Origin of the sequence: Beduini massiliensis, assembly GCF_000829905.1 — a bacterium.
Taxonomy (GTDB): domain Bacteria; phylum Bacillota_I; class Bacilli_A; order Erysipelotrichales; family Coprobacillaceae; genus Beduini; species Beduini massiliensis.
In genome coordinates this window covers 119,324-140,973 of record NZ_CDPP01000006.1, presented here as the reverse complement: position 1 = coordinate 140,973, position 21,650 = coordinate 119,324, and the positions used below count along the sequence as shown (strand labels likewise).

Below are 21,650 nucleotides of genomic sequence, written 5' to 3'. Positions count from 1 at the left end.
CAAAAATACCGCATATTGAAAAATATGCGGTATTTTTATACCAATTTACATCATTTCACGAAGTTCTTGCATGGTTTTTAATAGTTTCATCGTAGATGCATAATCTAATTGGGTTCCTTCGTATTCACAGCGATATAGACCTTGTAGATTCGAGGGGAGGGAAGTTCCTTTTTTACAAAGAAGAATCACACGTTTTCCGTACAAAGCGATAGCTGCACCAATTTCAATCAAAACATTTTCGTTTAATCGGTTGAATGTCTGCTCTCCATTTCCAATAGGGATTTCCTCTAAATCAATATGAATTATACCTGCATCACAATTTCTCATATCATCAAAAACTTTATCTGGAACAGGTATTGCCGTGGTCTCACGTTCTATTGAAACTACAGGTTCCATTTGCCCGTATACTAACAATTCTTTTAATTGCCCAACTATAGTAGTGTTATTTTTACCATGAGAAATAAATATATTCGGCTTACTTTTTTTAAGTGATGCTTGCACGATAGTAGGATTCGGAACGGTAATATTCATTTTTTTCAGTACATCTACCGGAATAGCCTCCTCTGTATCAGTTGTCTCCAAATCATCAACTTCTACTACCATCTCTGACGTTGCAGATATTTCTGCCGACTTATTTATAAAAATATATTCGTTTCCACTAATGATCTTAAGTATCTGAGCCTTATTTGCGTTATTTTTCAGTATATCCCAAGTTGTTTCTACTTTATCCTTTGGCACACCCTTACTTGCAAGTATGTTATAAGCGATATCTGCCCTAGGTAATTTGTTATTATCAAACTGATTATAAAATTCAGATAAAATTGATGGTACCATTACGGCTTCTTTAAGTGCAATACAGTCATCGCCTTCTTTCAAAGGTGCCACTATTCTCTCTCCAAGTGGCGTTAGTGAAATGTTCTTAGAATTATATCCTCCATCCGTTACACCATATGCAACCGCTGCACCAGTTAGAGTTCTCCAATTTGAACTAGTAGGTGATATATTGCAGGCCTCTGCAAGTAATAACGGAGGCGTGGGTTGTCCGGCAAAGTTGTCTTTAATAGCACGAGGAATAATTAGAACATCTTCAATAGATACTGCCGGGCATTTGGATTGTGATAAACGCGTTTGTTTTTTCTTAGCTAAAGATTCCTGCGTTTCATCCTTAGTGGTTACTGCCTTTTCTTTTGTCATTTGAATATCCTCCCAACAAAATGTAATTATTGTTTCGTTATCACTATAATACGATTACAAAACATGTTTGTCAATGTGTTTACTTTTTGTTAAACATAATATACACATTTTTTATCCACTCCATGGTTTTGAACTGCTAATGGATTTCCTTGTCACACATTAGAACGCCATTTTAATAGGTACAAGTGTAAAACTATTCCCTACCCACATTCTGGGCCTGCAAAGCCGCATAGTACAAGGATTTTTTGACCCCTATTGCGTAACTATCTAATCTCATAATGTCAGAGGACGCAAGCGGTCTATCCTGCCCTCTTGATTAGCCAACAGCAAAGACAAAAACAGCTTTGCGTTTAACCATTCTTTCATGTCGGCGTTTCCTCTGCACGGTCTGCCTATGTAGGGTTTGTGTCGTTCCTGTACGATAAAGAGCACATCGGCCTCGCCTGTAATTGCTCTTTCAATCACTTCACAGGGAACAAGGTTATATTTGCTATTCTTCATCATTCATTTTCTCCATTTCTGTACGCAACTGTTTCAAAGCTACGTTCTTCTGATAATTGACTGTTGTGCGCGGCTTTTCCAACAATGTCGCTATCTGCTTATCGCTTAATTGCAGATAATAGCGCATAAGGATAATTTCCCGCCGCTGTTCCGTAATACAAAGTATTTGTCTACGCTGCATATCTCCACGGACGTATTCTCTTGCAAATAGTCAAGAGAAATTTCATGCTTTGCTTTACGCTTGTTTTCCCTGTAATAATTACAGGCTTCATTGTGCAATACAGCTTTTCAAAATGCATGAAACCGCCGTTCAATACTTTCCCTGTATTTTGTGGATAACATCATATTCACCCCCTTTCCGTTTGGAATGAAAGTTATAACAAAAACCGCCTGTGCAGCACAAAACTGAACAGGTGGCTATGTTATATGACGTAATAGAGGGAAAAGCTGTTGCAACTGAATGAAGAAATTACACAGTAGGAAGAACAGGCAGAAAACATTGACAGGTTTATAAGCAAGGTGCGGAAGTATCTTGACTTGGATGAGCTGACGCCTGCTATCTTGAATGACATGGTAAAAGCGGTATATGTTCATGCTCCCGATAAGTCAAAGGGAACAACAGATAGACATCTACTATGACCTTGTGGGAATACTCCCCATGTCCTTGCTTAATAACCTATCAAACGGAGAAACGGCATAGCCGAAGCTACGCCGTTTCCCGAAAACAATTCTATACTGTTTTATTGAGCCGCTCCTAAATGCAGTCCTTTTGTTTAAATTAAAATTTATCTAAATTAAAGCTAGGCGGAACAGCATTCGGATCAAAGTTTTGACCATCAAGATCGGATAAATCAAAATAGATTCTTGAATCCTTTGTTACTCCCCAATCCTGCTGTGACCCGGCAGATTTCTGAATCTTGTTGAATGCTTGTCTGAACATCGTATTGTGTGCTTCTTCACGGTTTAATAAGAAATCGATAGTTTCTCTGACCCCTTGATCATCAATTTGACGATATAGGTTTTGGTATACTACTTTAGCACGTTGTTCAGATGCAATATCAGATAAGATATCCGCAGCTAGATCGCCTGTCTCATTGACATAAGCGGCAGTCCATAAATAACCAGATGCATTAGCCAACATTGGCGTTAAGCCAGTTAAGACATGGGCTTCGACGTTTCCTATTGTAGCATTCTTGGCATTCGGCTCATCCCCATTCAATAGGTTAATAAGCTGAGCAATCATCTCTAAATGACACAATTCTTCTGTAGCAATATCCAGGAATAAATCTCGTATTTCCTTATCACGGATACGAAAACTTTGAGCAAAGTATTGCATAGCAGATTTGAGTTCACCTTGTGGTCCGCCTAATTGTTCTTGTAAAAGAGTGGCATAATTTGGATTAGGTTTATCTACTTTTACAGGATGTAAGTAACGACTTTCATATTTAAACATAATGTATTCACCTCTTTATTAGTATTGTTTGATTTGGCCAATATTATTAAATATTTATAAAGTAATTGTTATCTAAACAACGATATTTAGAAGTATTTAAAAAATCAAAAAATAATTAAAGGTATTCTATACATCCTATAATGATTAAATAAATAGCTGTATATGGATATTCATTTTGCTTATTTTTCCTAATTTAAGTATTGACTTGGAGTTAACTCCATAGGATAGAATTTAGTTGTAAGGAAAATAAAGAAAGAAGGAAAAAAGCATGGAAGATAAGTTTGGTTTTGGTTGTATGCGTTTACCAATGAAGGGTGAACAAGTAGATTATGAAGAATTTAATAAAATGATTGATCTATATATGGCTTCAGGATTTAACTATTTTGATACGGCACACGGTTATTTAGGAGGAAAAAGTGAGACAGCGATTCGTGATTGTTTAGTACCTAGATATCCTCGAGACGCTTATATTTTGACAAATAAACTGACAGGAAACTTCTTTAACTCAAAGGAAGAAATCTATCCTTTATTTGAGGAACAGCTAAAAAAAACAGGTGTTGATTATTTTGATTATTATTTGATGCATGCTCAAGACAGAGAACATTATGCTCAGTTCAAGAAATGTGAAGCCTATGAAGTCGCTCAGGAATTAAAAGCTTCCGGAAAAGTAAAACATGTGGGAATTTCATTTCATGATACAGCAGAAGTACTTGACATGATTTTAACAGAACATCCGGAAATTGAAATTGTACAGCTGCAGTTTAATTATGTGGATTACAATAGTGCCAGTGTACAAGGGAAAAGAAACTATGAAGTTTGTCGTAAGCATCATAAACCTGTTTTAATTATGGAACCGATCAAAGGAGGCGGATTAGTCAATTTGCCTGATGAGGCTAAAAAAGTACTGGATGATTTAGGAACTCAAAAGAGTTATGCCAGCTATGCAATGCGTTTTGCAGCTTCTTTTGATGGTGTTTACAAGGTTTTGTCCGGAATGAGTAATTTAGAACAGATGGAAGACAATATTGATTCGATGAAAGACTTTAAGCCATTTACCCAAGAAGAATTTGAAGCAGTCCAAAAAGTAACAGAGATATTAGATAGTTTAGGAGGAATTCCATGTACAGCTTGTCGCTATTGTACCGATGGCTGTCCTAAAAAAATATCGATTCCTGATTTATTTAACTGCTATAACGCGAAAAAACAGTTCAATGATTGGAACAGTGACTATTATTATGGTGTTTATACGAAGGAAAACGGAAAAGCGAGTGAGTGTATTGGTTGTGGACAATGCGAACGTGTCTGTCCGCAGCATTTGAGGATTATCGACCACTTAAAAGAGGTAGCAGAAATATTTGAAAAGAAATAACATAAAAACAGTTTTAAAAAGTCCTAAATAAGGGACTTTTTCTTTTATCTTTTCATATTTCTAAAAAATTAATGAATAAAAAACAGTATTTCAATATTTTATCGAAATTTATCAAAATTTCTGATAGAATAGGGTATATAGGTGTATAAATATACTAGAAATAGTTCTCTTTTTTTAGTCGAATAATAGAAACAATAGTGGAATAGGATAAATTATATCTGAATGGAGGGAATCAAATATGAAAAAAGAAGAATCTTCTAATAAAAAACAACATGAGATTCTCCCTTTTGCCTCAATACGAAAATTATTTATTGTTTTTACTCTGTTTTGTCTATTATTGGTAATACTGAGCAGTTCACTGTTAGTATTTAAAACGATGCAGCAAACAGCCAATGCTGCTTTTCAGAGTGCTGCGACACAAATATCACAAAAAATAGAAGAATCATTAAAACTTTTAGAATCACTGGCTTCATTGCCGGAATTTTATGACCCAGATGTTCCTTGGGAAACAAAAACAGAAAAATTAGATGAAATTAATAAATCGTTTGATTATATGTTTATTTGCTATGTTGATCAGGATATTCAAGTCTATACTTTGGGGGAAGAACCTGCAAGCTTGGCGAGTCGTGAACATATGCAGACCCTATACTCAACTAAAAAAAGTCTCGTTACTGATAGCTTTGTTGCTGGTGCGGATGGGAAAACTTTGAATTATACGGTAGCGGTTCCTTTGTTAAGAGGGGAAGAAATGACAGGTAGCTTATTTTGTTCTATCTATTTTGATGATACGATCGATCTTTTAACAAAAGCCGCTTCAACTAATGGAGCAGAGGCGGTTTTGATTGGTTCTAAAGGGCAGATTATGTCGTCTACGAATCAATTAAGTTATGGAACAGATTATATGGATATTCTTGATGAAGGCAACTTACTTCAAATAACAACCGATAAGTTGGAAACATTATTGCTGTCAAGAGAGAGTGGAACCTTTCAAAGCATAAAATCCGGGAATTTAATGTATACCGTTTATGGTCCTGTCCAGCATACCAACTGGGATATTTTAGTGACCGTAGATTTTTTCTCTCTTTTTTATGATCGTGTACCGTTATTAAGTTTTATTAGTGTGCTTTTGATTATGGTTGTTTATGTTTTATATTACTTTGTTAAAAAGTATATATTTAAGCAGGCAGAAATCACTCAAAAATTGGTATCATCGATTCATAGTATGGAAAAAAAGCTTTATAGTCACCGTATGTTTAAAGAGATGGATTATGAAAATATCCTGCAAATGTCCAGTGAAGGATTAAAAGACGGGCTTACCGGTGTGGCAACACGCACATTCTTTTTAAATCAGGCTGAACAGCTGCTGCAAGATAAAACCAAAGAGAATAAACTGACACTGTGCTTTATTGATTTAGATGATTTAAAGATTTTAAATGATACTTATGGACATCAGATCGGAGATATTGTATTAAAGAAAATCGGTTCTGTTTTACGTGAATATGAAAAGAAATATGATGGCTATGTTGGTCGTTACGGCGGTGATGAATTCATCATCATTCTTCAAGATATTGATAACTTAGATGAATTGAAAGAAGTGCTTAGTGAAATCTTAGATAAGCTTTCCTTTAAAATAGAAGCAAAGGAACAAGAAATTTCTATTCATTGCAGTATAGGTGCATGTATATGGAATAAACAGGATACATTAGATATGCTGATAACGAATGCCGATAAAGCGCTTTATGATGTGAAACGTCATGGAAAAGGAAAATATTCCCTTTTCTTGAATGGAGAACAGAATGATGAAAAATAAAAGAAAACAGAAATGGATTCTCTTTGCTGTCGTTTCTGTACTGATCGTCAGCAGTTTGTTTATATTGCGTAACATGGCTTTGCGACAGTTGATGACAGAACGTAAGATCGCGGCACAAACCACTTTAGATACTTTTTATGAACATCTGTCTAATATGTTCTTCCGTCTTAATTATGCTGCCCCCTTATCTTATATTTGTGATGATGAGGGGAATATGGACGTACAGGTCTTTGATCAAAAAGCTCAGCAATTATTAGCGGAAGATGAACATATCATATATTTAGCTTACTTTAATGGAGATAAGTTAGAAACCATTTTGCCAAAAGCGGAATATAAGGAGTGGGAAGGAAAGTCACTCCATCAGTTTATGTACAGTTACACATTGGCTAAAGTAGTCAAGACATCTGTGGTAGAAGGACCGGAAACCTTATTAACCAACGATAAGGAAGTGTTTCTTTTTATCACGCCAATTGTAATAGAGGGTGAATATAAAGGAGAGATCGTTTCGGCGATCGATAAAGCTTATGTGCTCAGCCAAATGAAACTGAATATATTTGAAGATGGACAGTATGATTATGAAGTTTGGAAAGTGAATGAACTCGGTGAACATAAAATGGTGGTGGCAACTTCTGATTCTACAGTTGATTTCTCGCAGGCAGTAAAGTTGAGTTTTGCATTGCCTGCCACATGGAATATCAGCATTCAGCCACAAAAAGGGTGGATATCCTCTGCTGAAGTATTATTGATGGATAGTGCTTTTATTCTTTTGGGAATGTTGATTTTAAGTGTTTTTGGTCTTTCTTATTCTTATGTAAAACAAAAGAAAGAACTACAAAAAACACATTACATGGACCCTGACAGTGGTTTATATAATTATGAAGGTTTTTGTTATTTTGTGGATCAAGTTCTTTTAAAAAGAAAACAAACAGACTGTTTCATCCTCTATATTCGTTTATCCGGATTTCATGACCTTTCTCATAGAATGGATAGAGGAGACATATACGCGTATTTTGCTCAAATATATAAATGTATACAAGAAGATTTTCCGGAAGATACGATTGCCGGTAAACTAAGAGAGGATATTATTGCAGTAGCCGTTTTTCACAATAAAGAAGATAAAAAAATAATGGAAATAGTGGAAGATTTTATTTTACAGTTATTCTTGAAACGTAAAATAAATGGGAAAAAGGAATTTATCAATCCTCAAGCCAGTATAGTGGTCTATCCATCAGATGGGGCGAATACGAAAGAATTATTGCGATATGCAAAAGAGCGTTATCAACAGCGTTATAAATAAAGTGTTTACATGTATTAAGCCCTATGAATCGGGGCTTTTTTGTATGATTAGAAATAAAAGGAGCGTACATTATTGGTCTTCATTATTTTGATTGGGATTTCATCTGCATATTTAGTATCCGGCATTCATATCATTATTTGGGTGATATAGATGATAACATATGATACAGAATTGCAGCTTCATCAAAGTTATAAAATACCAGCCTTTGAGGGTTGGTATTTTCGTGTAGTCGATAATCAAGTTTCTATTGCGGTAATTATAGGGATTGCAAAAACAAAAGAAAAACAAGAAGCCTTTATTCAAATTTTTCATACGCTAAATGAGAAGATGGAAAAGGTGAGTTATGATATAAAGGATGTTCAATATCAAGATGAGCCGTTTTTGATTAAAATCAAAGACAGTATTTTTAGTAAGAACCGTCTTTATATAAAGGATCAGGGATTATCTGTTTTACTGGATATCAAGATCAAAGCACCATTATCCTTGAAGCAAACAAAATATGCCCCTACGATCATGGGACCATTTGCTTATCTTAAAAACATGCAGTGCAATCATGCTGTCTTAAATTTAGGCAGTTCCACACAAGGAGAGATGGTATATCAGAATTCCTCTTACAAGATAAAAGGAATCCTTTACCAAGAAAAAGATTGGGGAAACTCTTTCCCTAGAAAATATATATGGGTTCAGTCAAATTGCTGTCAGGAAAAGCAAGCCGTTCTATTTTTATCGTGTGCTGCCATCCCGCTTAAACCCATTGAATTTACTGGAATTATCATGGTTATAGCGATTGGTGAAAAACAGTATCGATTCGCTTCTTATTATGGTGCATTCATTACAAAGGCAAAACGAGTAAAGGATTATTTTTATCTTTCAATCAGACAGGGAAAGTATAACATTGTATTGAAAATAAAAAGTGGAAAGACCTATCGCTTAGATGCACCGGAAATGGGAGAGATGCAGCGTAATGTTGAAGAATCTCTGTTAGGACAAGTGGAAATGAAACTGTATGAATATCATCAATGCAAAGAGCATCTTTTATTTAGTCATTGTGGTATTGAAAATGATCATTTCTTTAAATAAATATATATAAAAAGCCTCTTTATGAGGCTTTTAAGCAAGATGATGTTGAAAAAATAATTGGAGGAGTTCACTGACCATTAAAATTGTATAGCGAATTTCCCCGCTTGGAGTACGGGTAGAATGACAGTCTTCATAAAGAATGAGAATATTGGCATTCTTAATATCTTTTGTATAATATACGATGCTGGAAATGGTGCTTCGATCTAAAAACCAGTTTTTAATCTTTTCATCTTCAATTGTCTGAACATTTTCATAAGCAAGAAATTTATTGCCGGAAGTCATTTGATGGATGAGATCATCTGCCAAAGACAGCTTTTGTTCATGTATGACAAAAATCGGATCATTTACAGATTGAAAACTTTTGGAATAAGAAACGTCATGCCGCTCGTAGATCGTGATGCGGTCACAATCAAAGGCTCTTAACATCATTTCCAATAGAAGAGGAATCACTTTCTCTTTATTTGGTTCCTCTAAAAGTCGCTGCAAGACATATTCGATAATACGATCATGAAATGTTTTTTTCATGTATCGTTGTGGTGTAATGATAAAATCCTTGTTAGTTTCCTTATCTTGGTAAAGACGATAACGATCCTTACCGGCTTTTTTTGCTTCATATAAGGCAAGATCGGCATGCTCTAAAAGAGAAGCAAAATCAAGTCCGTCATTAGGATAGAAGCTAATACCAATACTGCAGTTTATTTTAAAGCCAAAGGCTTCTTTTAAACTGTCGCCAAAAATGTCCTGTATTCGTTCTACTTTATCAATGGCAACTTGAATATTAGGGAGATTCATTAAGCATATCACGAACTCATCACCGCCAATACGAGCAATAATATCATTTTTACGTATAACAGAAGAGAGTTCTTCACTGATTCTTCTCAACGTGAAATCTCCTTTAGAGTGTCCATAGACATCATTGATCATTTTGAAATCATCAATATCTATTAAGATAAAAGCAAATAAGGCATCTGTAACAGCGATATAATTTTCAATACTGCGAATACATTCTCTTCGATTGAATAAACCAGTAAGAGGATCTAAAGCGGCTTCTTGACGTGATTTAAGAATTTCCTGCTTCTGATCATGAATATCGGTAATGACGCCAATAATTTTGATGAGATTTCCATCACTATCACGCAAAGCAATGGCTTGGGCGTGTACCCAGCGATATCCTTTATTACGGTATTTGAGACGATACTCACATTGCATTTCATTTTTTCCGCCGATAATAGACTGAAAGCCATTGCGAAGAGGAAGTATATCTTCTTCATAAATGATATTAGTTTTAAACATTGAATCCGGGAATCCTTTAGCGGGAATCATATAACCGAATTTCTTTTCTAAATTATCAGAATAATAAATTTGATTTAATGCACAATCGTATTCAAAAATAATATCCTGAGTTTGGGAAAGAATAAAATCAAGCCTTTGTTTGCTGATCGTCAATGCCTCTTCATTTGCTTTATTTTCAGTGATATCATGGAAAATACAATGATAATAGGGAGTCCCTGTATCATCGATCATGAATTGGGCACTGATCCATACCCATTTTAAAATATTATTCTTACAAATAAGTCGGTTTTCATACATAAAGACACCATGCTGTTCAACTTGACGACGAATTTCTTTATTTATTTGTATACGTTCTTCTTCATAAATAGAAGATAACAGCTGATCGTTGAATAATTCTTTAAATTCTTCTTTTGTATAACCTAACAGTTCATATAAGGAATCATCAGCTTTGATCAAAGTAAAATATTCGTTGCAGAGACAATCAAATACTCCGCTAATAACACTTTTACCAGTATATTTCTTTGTTTCCATAAGCCAATCTCCTTTCATAAATAATAAACCATACTATCATTACCTGCTTTTATTATACCACTAAGTCAGTGAGGATAAAGGGATTCTGATAAACTTAAAAGTAAAATTGTGACATAATTTGTGACAAAAAAGCATTATAAGAAACCATACTCTATTAAAGTATTTATTATTAATATAATACGTTTATATTTATACTATTACTTAATAAAAGGTACATTATATTATGAAAATCCTTATAAATTTAATTCTATTTGTCGTGTATTTATGTCTTTTTAAATGAAATACATGAGGGATAGAGCGTTAAAGTAGTCAATAAAATATGGAGAATGCTATAATGGATCAACAGTATTTAGAAGTTTTCAGGAGGCATAACATCATGTGGATGGATAAAATGAATCAGGCAATAACTTATATTGAAGAAAATCTGACAAGCAATATTGATTTAGAGAGAATTGCGAACATTACCTGTACGTCATCTTATAATTTTCAACGAATGTTTTCGTATATGAGTGGAGTGTCACTGGCGGAGTATATTCGCAGAAGACGGATGACTTTAGCGGCCGTTGATTTGCAAAACGGCAATGAAAAGATTGTTGATATCGCCTTAAAGTACGGATATGCTTCTCCAACCGCTTTTAATCGTGCTTTTCAAAATGTTCACGGAATTGCCCCTTCGACGGTTAAAGCGTGTGGCACCTTATTAAAATCTTATCCGCCTATTCATTTTATTGTAAAAGTAGAGGGAGTAGAAGAATTAGAGTACCGAATTGTAAGAAAAGAAGCGTTTCGTATCACTGGGATCAGTCATTCCCTTGATCCTGATTTGGAAAAGAATTTTGATATCGTTCCAACATTATGGCAAGAGGCGGGGCGAAAGGGAACGATTTCTAAACTGTCTGCCTATATAAAAGAAGAACCGTTGGGATTGCTTGGAATGAGTGTATCCGATGAGAAAAAGCAATGGCGTTTTTTTATTGGAGTTGCCAGTGACGAAGAAATCTTGGGAATGGACAGCTATTGTCTGCCAAAAGCGGCATGGGTAGTATTCAGCACCGAGGGAACTCATGAATCATTACAGCAGCTGGAAAAAAGAATATGGACGGAGTGGTTTCCCAATTCCGGTTATGAATATGCAGATGGACCGATCATCGAAGTTTATAAAGACCCAAATCCTAAGCATTCTAAGCTCGAATTATGGATGATGGTGAAAGAGTGCTAATCTCTCTTTTTTAGACACAAGTTGAGAGGAAATTTTTTGATGAATCTTTTATACTGAATACAGATGAGGAGGAATATATATGGAACAGCCGTTTAGAATTGAAAAAAGAAAATGTTTTCGTGTTGTCGGATATAAAATGACGACAACCAATAAAAAGAAGCAGGGAACAAAAGATATACCGGCAATGTGGGAAACGTTTAAAGCTGGGGATCAGCATGAACAACTGATGTCTTTTATGAATCGTGAACCTTATGGAATATTTGGAATCAATGCTTATAATACAAATGAAGCAGATGCGAAAGAATTTGACTATTATATAGCGGTATCGAGTGATCTTGAGCCGAAAAGTACAATGTCATCTTATCTTGTTCAGGAGGCCACTTGGGCGGTTTTTCCTTGTACAATGGAAACGATGGGGAAAACGGAAGCGATGGCGATTATGAAATGGCTGCCTAAATCAAAATATAAGCCTTTAAATAAAGGATATATAACAGGAAAAATGAAATCTGGGGCTCCGGATATCGAATATTATGGGAAAGATGGCGAGATAGAGGTTTGGATTGCCGTTAAAGAAAAATAAAATAAAAGATCATTGATGAATGTGCAGTCAATGATCTTATTTTTTAAGTTTGGCTATTTGGAAACATCCAAACGATGAGCTCGTTTATAAATTCATCCTGTTTCCCTTGATTCTTATAATAGAAAGCTAATTCGGGGTTATCTGTGACCAGTCCATCAAGATCCATAGAAAGCAATCGTTTCATTTCACTGTCTTTATTGACCGTCCAAGCAAATATTAATTTATTGTGTTCATGCAAACGATCAATCATTTTCTTATTCACAAATGTTGATTCGACACTGAAGATGTCAACAAAGTCCAAGTTATAAAAGTTTCCAAAAACGACAGGAGCAATATATACAGTTTTTAATTGACTGTCTATTTCTTTGACTGTTTTTAGAATGTCGAGATCCATAGAAGCAATGACACATTGATCTTCAAAATGATACTTTTTAATTAAAGCAATCGTTTTTTCTTCCAGGCGATCTTCATGTCCGTTTTTCTTTAATTCAATCATCAGTTTTATCTTATGATTGGCTGTACGAATCATCTCTTCTAAAGTAGGGACATGGGTTCCTTTGAATTGTAAATCATAGTAGCTGCCAACATCATACGTATTGATTTCATCAGATGAAACATCCCATACATTCTTATTTATTCCGGCAGTTCGATTAAAATTAGTATCATGTAGAATATAGAGCTGACCATCTTTAGACTGCTGTACATCGATTTCAGCGTAAGCCGCTTTCACATTGATCGCATAATTTAATGCCGGTATAGTATTTTCAGGTGTAAAGGTAGTCCCTGCCCGATGTGCCGCTATTTCAATCGGCTTTTCCATAATATTATATTGATAAAAAATATTTCCCTGATAATCAAAGTAAAAGCCGATTGCTAAAAGAATGATAAGAACTTCTGCAACGCTGAAAACAAATGTTTTTAAGGTGGTCTTCCTTTTTTCTTTGATAATATTTGTCTTAACTCCGGTATAGGTTTGATACATATACATGATAAATGCCATGCTGCCGGCAAACATAAATGAATGGTAGATAAAGACAGCATATTGTTTTAATGTCATGTAATTGAGTAAAAACTGTGTTGCATTTGCTTTTGTATCCGGCAGAAAATAATAACGAATGATTAGAATCAACAGGAAGAATCCGCATATTAGGAAAAAGAGAGCAACTAAGCTGACCCACCAGACCAAATAAGCAATCAGCGTCTTAATAAAACGTTTTTTCATTAACTCTCGGCTGCGTTTGAAAGCATCAAAGAAATTTCTTTTTTCGATAAGGAATGCGGGGAAAGTAAAGATCATATAGAAAACAAAGATATTGAGAATAAACATGATGATGCCATAAATATAGTAAAGATTGCCATGTTCTTTGAAAAAGTCAGTAAAATATTCGGGAATGCGAACCTGCATGAGTGTCGTTGGCGTAAGAGACAGCAATGTCAGCGGAACAAATAATAATAAAATAATTAAGAATATCCAATTCTTGGGCTTTATCGCATGAAGAACTTGTTTAAAGGAAATACTCAGTAAAGAAACAAAAGTAATTTTAGCTTGGGTTCTGGCACGCTGAAAGTAGAGAACCAGGACACTGATTTCATATAGAATATAAATACCCAGCAGTATAAAACAGCAAAAAAGAATAGGTAAAGTGTACGGACTGGTTAGCCATTTCTTTATATTTTCTAAATAAAGATAGGGAATTTCCGCTAAAGTCAGTGTTTTTTGTACTAGGGACTTTAAAAAAGGAAACAGAAATATTCCTCCTGCTAATTTATAAATAAATTCAAACAGCAGAAGAATTTGCCACTGGTAAAAGATATCGTGAATAATATTTTGAATATGTATTAAATATTTTTTCATGTTGTTCTCCATTTAGATCATTATTATTCATAGTATAACATAAAAATAAAGTTTCTTTATCTAGGTCGCTCTAAAAATTAGTATGAGTAAAATAATAAAAAAATTCCCCAAATCTTATTTGGAGAATTTTTATGTTATGGACGTAAACCAGAACCACCTTGTAAGACGATTGTTTCTCCGCTGATGAAACTGGCATCTTCACTCGCTAGAAAAACACAAGTACGTCCTACATCATTTTTAGCGTCACCAAATCGCTGTAAAGGGATATCATGAATCGTTTTGGCATATTGATCGGGATAAGTTTCTTTCCATTTCAGCATTTGCGGAGTTTCTACCAATGGACATATAATATTGACATTAATGCCATCAGGTCCCCATTCTGTTGCGGCAACACGACTTAAACCACGGATTCCTTCTTTGGCTGCGGCATAAGAGGATTGACCAATACGTCCGGAAAAACCGGCCCCACTGGCAAAGTTAATAATGGTCCCTTTACTTTCTTTTAGGTATGGATGAGCTTCACGCATATAGAAGAAAGTAGCATAAAGTCCGGTATCTATAGCCAAGGCAAAATCATCTTTTGTATGTTCAACAAACATTTTACCGGATTTGCTTGCCATTGCATTATTGATTAATACATCCAGATGACCAAAGAAGTCAATCGTCTTTTCTATAACATTTTTAACGTCTTCTTCTACGGCTCCATCTCCGCGGATCGCTAAAACGCGATTGTGATACTTTTGTTCTAAATCTTCTTTTGCTTTTAAAAGCGAAGCTTCGTCACGTCCGGTAATCACTAAATCAGCCCCTTCTTCACAAAAAGCTTCACTGACACCGCGACCGATTCCTTTACCGCCGCCGGTAATTAAAACAACTTTATTTTTCATTTTCATAAATATTCCTCTTTCGTTGGTTAATTTAGTGGTTTTCAACACATAGATCTTCCGCGGTTAAGATTTCTCCGGTTTCTTCATTGATATAGGCAATACGAACAGGAGCCCCCTTATGTTTTAAGCATTTAAAGCTTTTTTCAAGATGCTTATCTCCCCAAATCAAGATAGCATTATAGACATCATCTAAATCCTGACTGCTTTTCGTTAAATCATATTGATAACGGGGAGGATGTTTGGAATAAAGATGACAGACAAGCAGGTCTTCATTACAAAGATCTTTTAATCGTTTGCTTAATAAATTCGTTGGGATTCCCGGCAAGGCTTCACTGATTTCCTTATAGGAATGTGCACCGCATTTAATTGCATGGAGAATTAACAGGGTCCATTTATCCCCAATTAAATTTAAGCTTTGAGCAATATTGCACGGAAGATCATATTGTTTTTTCATCAAAATACAGCTCCTTCTTTTTATATCTTCTAATTAATCGCTAATGTTTGGCTGATCAGTTTTTCCATCATTTCCTTTGTCAGTTGTCCTTTGGCATAACCGTAGGGTGTACCATCTTTATTAATCATTATGGTTGTGGGATAACTGTTGATTCCAAAATAACTAAACAGCGTACCATCATCAAATAATACGGGCATAGTATACTCATTTTCATCTATAAATGCAAGAATATCCTGTTTCGATACTCCACGATCACCCGGAAGAATAGCAGTGAGGATGACAACATCTTGACTATCTTTATATTGTGTATATAATTCCTGAATATGCCCGAGTTCTGCTACGCAGGGTGGACACCATGTTGCCCAAAAATTCAGAAAGATAATTTTACCGCGGTAATCTTCAAAACTTATCAGCTGTTCATTTTGATCATAGAGAGCAAAAGTAAGGGGTGGGTTTTTAGGATCTTCTTTAGCACTCTCGTTTTGTGGGATCGGACTGACATAGTTACTGATATTATTAGCTTTACCGGTAAACATCATGATACCGATGAAAATAAGAATTACCGCTCCGATTTTAACACTGTATTGTACAAAACGTTTATATTTAGAAAACCAATGCAGTGCTTTATTCGTAAAGATTCCCAGTATAAGAAAAGGGATTGTCAGTGCTAAGGCATAGACAAACATTAATAAATTACTTATTAAGAAGCTTTGTGAACTGTTCGCTAAGAGCAAAATACCAGATAAAGCGGGACCAATACAGGGTGTCCATGAAAAGCTGAAAGTAAAGCCAAGACCAAAGGCAAATAAATAAGTAGGGATGTTTTTCTTTTTTACTTGAATACGAAAAGTCTTTTCTAATGTGTTGAATTTTATAATCCCTAATTGATGAATTCCTAATAAAATGATTAGGATTCCACCGGCACGAATAATAAATGTCATGTGTTCTTTAAAGAACTGACTGAAAATATTGAGTCCGGTATTTAATAAAAGCAAAGCAGAGAAGATCCCGATAATAAAACACAGGGTTAATATCAGAATCTTTCGCTGAGCATGTGGGTTTTCGTTATCGATTTGTCCGCTCAGATATCCCATGTAGACAGGAAGCAGAGGCAAGACACAGGGAGAAAGAAAGGATAATAATCCTTCAATAAAAACAAGCAAAAAACTCACGTTTTGAAATGACATATATTATGATTCCAATAAATTCTTTAATTGAACGTATGGGCGGAATCCCGCTGACTGATGTTTAATTTCCCCGTTTTTAAATACAATAAGCGTTGGAATCGTTTGAATACCATAGCGTTGTGCTAACGTTGCTTGCTGATCGACATCGACCTTCAAGACCGGCACCTGTCCTTGATATTCATCGGCTAATTTTTCAATTTCTGGTGAGAGCATCTTACATGGACCACACCAAGCTGCAAAGAAATCTACAAAGACCGTTTCGTTGCTGCTGATAACTTCATTAAATTCTTTTTCATTTGGGTGTATAACATTTGACATATGATTTTCCTCCTTTAAATTGTAAATAAATCGTTTAATGCTTCTGACATGGTAGGGTGAGTAAAGATATGATCTCTCACTTTTTGATAAGGTAATCCAAGATCCATCGCTAATGCTATAAAATTGATCATTTCTTCAGACTCTGCGCAAAATAGTACACAGCCTAAAATCTTATCTGAGGTGGTGTCAATGATCGCTTTTAATAAACCGTTTGGCTGAGAAATAACGTTCGCTCTTGGAATGGCAGCAGCAGGAAGCTGAGCTACTTTTATATCATATCCTGCATTAATGGCTTCTTGCTGACTCAAACCAACACGAGAGAATGTAGGTGAAATAAAAACAGAGTAAGCGACATTGCCGCGATTTGATGTAGTACGTTTTCCTTCACCAAATAAATGATCTTTGACGATGCGGTAATCATCTAATGAGATATAGGTAAACTGCAATCCCCCTTTCACATCGCCCATTGCATAAATATGATCTTCTGTAGTCTGGAGATGTTCATTGACGATGATGTTTCCACGGGAATCCATTTGAATATTTGTGTTTTCCAGTCCTAAGTCATTTGTGTTGGCTTTGCGACCAGTAGCTAATAATACGGCATCCACGATTTCTTCTTTTTGATTTCCTTGCTGATCTTGATAAGTAATGCGTACAGTTTCATCTAAATTTTCCACACGTGTCACACTGGCGTTAAAATGGAAATTGACGCCTTGATTTTCCAGTACATGCAAAATTTCCTGAGCCACATCTTCATCTTCTCTTTGAACAAGGCGGCTGCCAAATTCAAAGACAGTGACTTCACTGTGATAACGGGCATACATACTGCTGAATTCAAGACCGATATATCCGCCGCCAATAATTGCCAAACGTTTAGGTAATTTTTCTAAACTCATCATTTCAGCACTGGTGTAAATATGACGAGTATTTAAGATTCCTTCGATTTGAGGGATGACAGGTGTGGCACCTGTATTAATAAAGATATGTTCACCGTAAATGGTTTCTTCAATCTCTTCGTTTTGAATATGCACTTCATGATTATTTTTAAAAGTCGCAGTAGCTGTATAAATGGTAATATTATCTAATTGATTTAACTTATCGAAATTTTTTTGACGAAGTTTTGTTACCAGTGCTTCTTTATTCTTAACTGCTTGCGAGTAGTCATGCTGACCGGCTTGAATAATTAATGATTTAGAGGGAATACATCCAACGTTGATACAGGTCCCACCATACATCTTATCTGACTTTTCAATCATAGCCACCGTTTGTCCGCGCTTTGCTAAATCAACAGCCAACGTTTTTCCTCCCTTGCCAAAACCAATGATAATTGCATCATATGTTTTCATAATTTTATTTCCTCCTTTTGATTACACTCCTACTATAACACTATGAATTAACTTTGTAAAGTAACTTGATTAAATAAAGTTACATTGCATAAATGCAGACGCTGATGACGCGTTATGTTATAATAAATACGAAAAAGGAGTGAAGATAATGAAAGTGATTTATCATGTTGATGAGAATGAAAAATGGCAGCTTTGTCTTGGGAACGTAAGAAATATGCTGAAATATGGCGAAGAAAACAAGACAACGTTTGAAATTGAAATTTTAGCGAACAGTATAGCGGTTGAAAAATTGAAAAAAGAAAGTGAATGGGAACAACAGATCGATGAACTTCTTGAAAACGGAGTCGTGATTGCGGCATGCCAAAACGCCTTAAATGCACAGAAAATTATAAAGGAAGATCTTATAGATCAAATTACGATTGTTCCGGCTGGAGTTGTTGAGTTGGTTATCAGGCAAAATGAAGGGTTTGCTTATATTAAGCCATAATAAAAGGGAACGTGAGTTCCCTTATTGAGTATCTTCTTTAATGTGTTGGGTTTGTTTTAAGGCAGTTTCTTTTCTTATTATATGCATCTTCAATAATTTGTAAAGACTGGCAATTGTGGGGATTCCTAAAAACATTCCCGGAATACCGGCGATGGCTCCAAAAACGATCACTGAAGCCAACACATAAATGCCTGGCAAACCAACGGAGTTTCCCACCACACGCGGATAAATGACATTGCTTTCAAACTGTTGAAGGATAATGAGATAAACAAGAAATGCTAAAGACTGCATCGGACTAACGGTAAACACCATAAATACACCGATTGCGCCGCCGATGTATGCACCGATAATTGGGATGATGTTGATTGTTCCTACCAATGTCCCAATCATAATCGCATAAGGCATTTGCAAGATCATCATTCCTAATGTGCATAATGAACCAAGAATAGCGGCTTCAATACATTGTCCGCCAATAAAGGAACTAAAAGATTGATGGGTGACTTTTAATACAACCCCTATTTTTTTACGTTGCTCCTCACTTAGATATAATGTGGTAAGGCGATAATATAGGGTTATAAAACGATCTTTATCAATCAACAGATAGATGGCAAAAACAATGACCAACAGCATATTGAAGAGACTGCCCATGATTGAACTTACAATATTGAATGTCGTTCCAAGAACATTGCCTAAGCCGTTTCCCGCAATCGCAAGGAAATTATCGACAATGCTTTTCCAATCAAGCTGGAGACTATTCACGTATTGAGAAATATCCGGCATATTTTCAAAGGCATCCATTAAAAATACTCTTAGCTGTTCGGCGTATGTAGGAATAGTTTCAATGAGTACTGTCACAGCTTTAAAAAATTCAGGCAGAATCAGATTAATCAGCAAATAAAAGATCAGGGCTATTGTCACTAATGACAGTATGACTCCAAAAATACGTTTTCTTTTAATAAGAAAAGGCTGATCTGTATTGACAATTATTTTTTCAATTCGACTCATAATGATATTGATGACATAAGCGATCATTGCCGCAAAAATGATATTTGCAAAAGCGGTAAATACTAAGTTAATGGAACGGACAATAAAGTTCATATTGGTTACTGCTAATATCAATAAGACAATAATGATCAAGTATTTCATTATCAGTTTATCTATCTTTTTATAATCCATTGCATAGGTCACACTCCTTGACATTTTATTAATAAGATTATACTATAAACAAGCCAAAATAAGTAGTTATTCGAGTATTTAATATATTTATTGGATATGAAGATAAGAAATATCTTTAATATTAAATTATATTAGGAAGAATATGTCATTTATAGCGGTAATTTCAAGTAATTTTCCGCAAATTTCAGTTAAAACTATTTCTTTTTTACTCGTTTTATGTATACTATTTATTAAGGGACGTTAAATAAACGTATGGAGGAGATAAAAGATGTTAAATAAGATTAAACAATTGAAGAAAAATAAAAAAGGGTTTACTTTAATTGAATTAGTAGTTGTGCTTGTGATTATTGCAATCTTGGCTGCTATCACTGTTCCTGTTGTAACAGGATATATTGAAGATGCAAATAATGCACGTTATGTGTCTGAAGCACGTTCAATTTATTTAGTTGTACAGGCTGAAGAAGCGAAAGCAACTGCAAAAGGTACACCTATCACTGATTATTCAACATTAGTAAGTGTTGCAAATGATAAGGTTGAAGCAACAGCAACAAATGGTTCAACTATTACTGTAACAAGTATTGGTTATGATACGACCGCTAACAAGTATACAGTTGTCTTTACTAGCAACTCTAAAACAATTACAGCTGAAATTGATCCAAATAACGAAATTAAAATTACAAACAAAGCTTAATGAAGATATCGGGAATTGAAACCCGATATTCTTTATTTTATCAGATAAAAAAAGACAAATTTGACACGATTTGACAAAGCTCGAACTATACAAATTATAGTGGAAAATGCTATAATAAATAATAAGTGTATTGTAGGAGGAAACTATGTCCGGAGCGTTAGTCATTATCGGTGTTTATTTGTTTTTAGTAGGGAGTTGTGTGGCAAGTTTTATAAATGTTGTGATCGATCGCGTACCGCAGGGAAAATCGATTGTAAGTGATCGAAGTCACTGTGATGCTTGTCAGCATCCGATCAAAGCTTATGATCTAATACCGGTTGTCAGTTATATCCTATTAAGAGGTAAATGTCGTTATTGTAAGCAAAAAATAGGTTTACGTTCATTTATAATAGAATGTATCGGCGGATTGATGATGCTGTTTTGTTTCTATCGTTTTGGCGTATCTTGGATGACGCCTTTATCATTTTTAGTATTTATGATTTTACTTGCAATTACGATGATTGATTTTGATACCATGACGATTCCTAATGGATTAGTCATCAGTCTTTTTGCTTTGGCAGTAATTCAATATTTCCTTCAGCCGGAATTGGATTTATTTACGCGAATGATCGGTATGATCAGTGTAAGTGGAATCATGCTGGGATTAACATTGATTATTCCCGATAGTTTTGGTGGCGGTGATATTAAGCTCATGGCAGCAAGTGGATTTCTATTAGGTTGGGCAAATAATTTATTGGCAGCTTTTATTGGCATTCTTATTGCCGGGGGTTATGCAACATATTTATTACTGACCAAAAAGAATTCAAGAAAAGATCATATAGCCTTTGGACCTTATCTTAGCATAGGGATTTATTTGGCTTTATTATATGGGAATGAAGTGATCCGTTGGTATTTATCACTATTTCATTTGTAGGAAGAGGGT

Annotated in this window: 20 protein-coding genes and 1 pseudogene; 10 read left to right on the top strand and 11 right to left on the bottom strand. The window is 35.1% G+C overall.

Features of this window, described 5'->3' with window-relative positions; genetic code table 11:
• Positions 1-45: 45 nt before the first annotated feature.
• Together BN1225_RS10660 and BN1225_RS14415 are read right to left on the bottom strand one after the other, a co-directional pair.
• Positions 46-1,194, bottom strand: a complete 1,149-nt coding sequence (locus tag BN1225_RS10660) for a TIR domain-containing protein (RefSeq protein ID WP_041139812.1) — start codon at positions 1,192-1,194, stop codon at positions 46-48.
• Between the two features lie 490 nt (positions 1,195-1,684).
• Positions 1,685-1,876 (bottom strand): RNA polymerase sigma factor, encoded by a 192-nt coding sequence (locus BN1225_RS14415; protein WP_041139810.1) that lies wholly within the window; start codon positions 1,874-1,876, stop codon positions 1,685-1,687.
• 311 nt (positions 1,877-2,187) lie between these two features.
• Between BN1225_RS14415 and BN1225_RS15000 the strand changes: the two are divergent.
• Positions 2,188-2,334 (top strand): annotated as a pseudogene (locus BN1225_RS15000) (DUF4368 domain-containing protein); the annotation flags it as partial.
• A 139-nt stretch (positions 2,335-2,473) separates the two neighbouring features.
• Here BN1225_RS15000 and BN1225_RS10645 read toward each other — a convergent pair.
• On the bottom strand, positions 2,474-3,148 hold the full coding sequence (locus BN1225_RS10645; RefSeq protein WP_041139809.1) for a manganese catalase family protein: 675 nt from the start codon (positions 3,146-3,148) through the stop codon (positions 2,474-2,476).
• A gap of 268 nt (positions 3,149-3,416) precedes the next feature.
• On the opposite strand from BN1225_RS10645, the gene BN1225_RS10640 reads away from it, so the two are divergent.
• The 4 genes from BN1225_RS10640 to BN1225_RS10625 all read left to right on the top strand — a co-directional run bounded on the left by BN1225_RS10640 (position 3,417) and on the right by BN1225_RS10625 (position 8,704).
• Positions 3,417-4,517 carry an aldo/keto reductase gene (locus tag BN1225_RS10640; RefSeq protein ID WP_041139808.1) on the top strand — a complete coding sequence of 367 codons (1,101 nt, stop codon included), beginning with the start codon at positions 3,417-3,419 and terminating at the stop codon, positions 4,515-4,517.
• A 238-nt stretch (positions 4,518-4,755) separates the two neighbouring features.
• Entirely contained in the window at positions 4,756-6,327 is a 1,572-nt protein-coding gene (locus BN1225_RS10635; RefSeq protein WP_041139807.1) for a sensor domain-containing diguanylate cyclase, read from the top strand.
• Positions 6,314-7,624 (top strand): hypothetical protein, encoded by a 1,311-nt coding sequence (locus BN1225_RS10630; RefSeq protein WP_041139806.1) that lies wholly within the window; start codon positions 6,314-6,316, stop codon positions 7,622-7,624. Before BN1225_RS10635 ends, BN1225_RS10630 begins: the two co-directional genes overlap by 14 nt.
• 150 nt (positions 7,625-7,774) lie before the next feature.
• A complete protein-coding gene (locus BN1225_RS10625; RefSeq protein WP_074434818.1) occupies positions 7,775-8,704 on the top strand; it encodes a tocopherol cyclase family protein in 930 nt (309 codons plus the stop codon).
• A gap of 30 nt (positions 8,705-8,734) precedes the next feature.
• Here the strand turns inward: BN1225_RS10625 and BN1225_RS10620 are convergent, their stop codons facing one another.
• A complete protein-coding gene (locus BN1225_RS10620; protein WP_052466578.1) occupies positions 8,735-10,528 on the bottom strand; it encodes a sensor domain-containing diguanylate cyclase in 1,794 nt (597 codons plus the stop codon).
• A 376-nt stretch (positions 10,529-10,904) separates the two neighbouring features.
• On the opposite strand from BN1225_RS10620, the gene BN1225_RS10615 reads away from it, so the two are divergent.
• Both BN1225_RS10615 and BN1225_RS10610 read left to right on the top strand, forming a co-directional pair.
• On the top strand, positions 10,905-11,747 hold the full coding sequence (locus BN1225_RS10615; protein ID WP_317621638.1) for an AraC family transcriptional regulator: 843 nt from the start codon (positions 10,905-10,907) through the stop codon (positions 11,745-11,747).
• 79 nt (positions 11,748-11,826) lie between these two features.
• Positions 11,827-12,327 (top strand): GyrI-like domain-containing protein, encoded by a 501-nt coding sequence (locus BN1225_RS10610; RefSeq protein WP_041139805.1) that lies wholly within the window; start codon positions 11,827-11,829, stop codon positions 12,325-12,327.
• A gap of 43 nt (positions 12,328-12,370) precedes the next feature.
• Here the strand turns inward: BN1225_RS10610 and BN1225_RS10605 are convergent, their stop codons facing one another.
• The 6 genes from BN1225_RS10605 to BN1225_RS10580 form a co-directional block, all read right to left on the bottom strand.
• Positions 12,371-14,182 (bottom strand): glycerophosphodiester phosphodiesterase family protein, encoded by a 1,812-nt coding sequence (locus BN1225_RS10605; RefSeq protein ID WP_041139804.1) that lies wholly within the window; start codon positions 14,180-14,182, stop codon positions 12,371-12,373.
• Positions 14,183-14,316: 134 nt separating this feature from the next.
• Complete coding sequence (locus tag BN1225_RS10600; RefSeq protein ID WP_041139803.1) at positions 14,317-15,075, bottom strand: SDR family NAD(P)-dependent oxidoreductase; 759 nt, start codon at positions 15,073-15,075, stop codon at positions 14,317-14,319.
• Positions 15,076-15,100: 25 nt separating this feature from the next.
• The gene (locus BN1225_RS10595; protein WP_041139802.1) at positions 15,101-15,523 is read right to left on the bottom strand and encodes a winged helix-turn-helix transcriptional regulator; all 423 of its coding nucleotides are present in this window, start codon (positions 15,521-15,523) and stop codon (positions 15,101-15,103) included.
• A 29-nt stretch (positions 15,524-15,552) separates the two neighbouring features.
• Positions 15,553-16,710, bottom strand: coding sequence for a redoxin domain-containing protein (locus BN1225_RS10590; RefSeq protein ID WP_041139801.1), 1,158 nt, complete (start codon positions 16,708-16,710; stop codon positions 15,553-15,555).
• A 3-nt stretch (positions 16,711-16,713) separates the two neighbouring features.
• Positions 16,714-17,028 (bottom strand): thioredoxin, encoded by a 315-nt coding sequence (gene trxA / locus BN1225_RS10585; RefSeq protein ID WP_041139800.1) that lies wholly within the window; start codon positions 17,026-17,028, stop codon positions 16,714-16,716.
• Between the two features lie 14 nt (positions 17,029-17,042).
• Positions 17,043-18,374, bottom strand: coding sequence for an FAD-dependent oxidoreductase (locus tag BN1225_RS10580; RefSeq protein WP_041139799.1), 1,332 nt, complete (start codon positions 18,372-18,374; stop codon positions 17,043-17,045).
• A gap of 148 nt (positions 18,375-18,522) precedes the next feature.
• Between BN1225_RS10580 and BN1225_RS10575 the strand changes: the two genes are divergently transcribed.
• Positions 18,523-18,861, top strand: a complete 339-nt coding sequence (locus tag BN1225_RS10575; protein WP_041139798.1) for a DsrE family protein — start codon at positions 18,523-18,525, stop codon at positions 18,859-18,861.
• Positions 18,862-18,882: 21 nt separating this feature from the next.
• Here BN1225_RS10575 and BN1225_RS10570 read toward each other — a convergent pair whose 3' ends face one another.
• Complete coding sequence (locus tag BN1225_RS10570) at positions 18,883-20,037, bottom strand: AI-2E family transporter (protein WP_041139797.1); 1,155 nt, start codon at positions 20,035-20,037, stop codon at positions 18,883-18,885.
• Positions 20,038-20,305: 268 nt separating this feature from the next.
• Between BN1225_RS10570 and BN1225_RS10565 the strand changes: the two genes are divergently transcribed.
• Both BN1225_RS10565 and BN1225_RS10560 read left to right on the top strand, forming a co-directional pair.
• Positions 20,306-20,728 (top strand): type IV pilin protein, encoded by a 423-nt coding sequence (locus BN1225_RS10565; RefSeq protein ID WP_041139796.1) that lies wholly within the window; start codon positions 20,306-20,308, stop codon positions 20,726-20,728.
• A 145-nt stretch (positions 20,729-20,873) separates the two neighbouring features.
• Complete coding sequence (locus BN1225_RS10560) at positions 20,874-21,641, top strand: prepilin peptidase (protein ID WP_041139795.1); 768 nt, start codon at positions 20,874-20,876, stop codon at positions 21,639-21,641.
• The last annotated feature ends 9 nt before the right edge of the window (positions 21,642-21,650 follow it).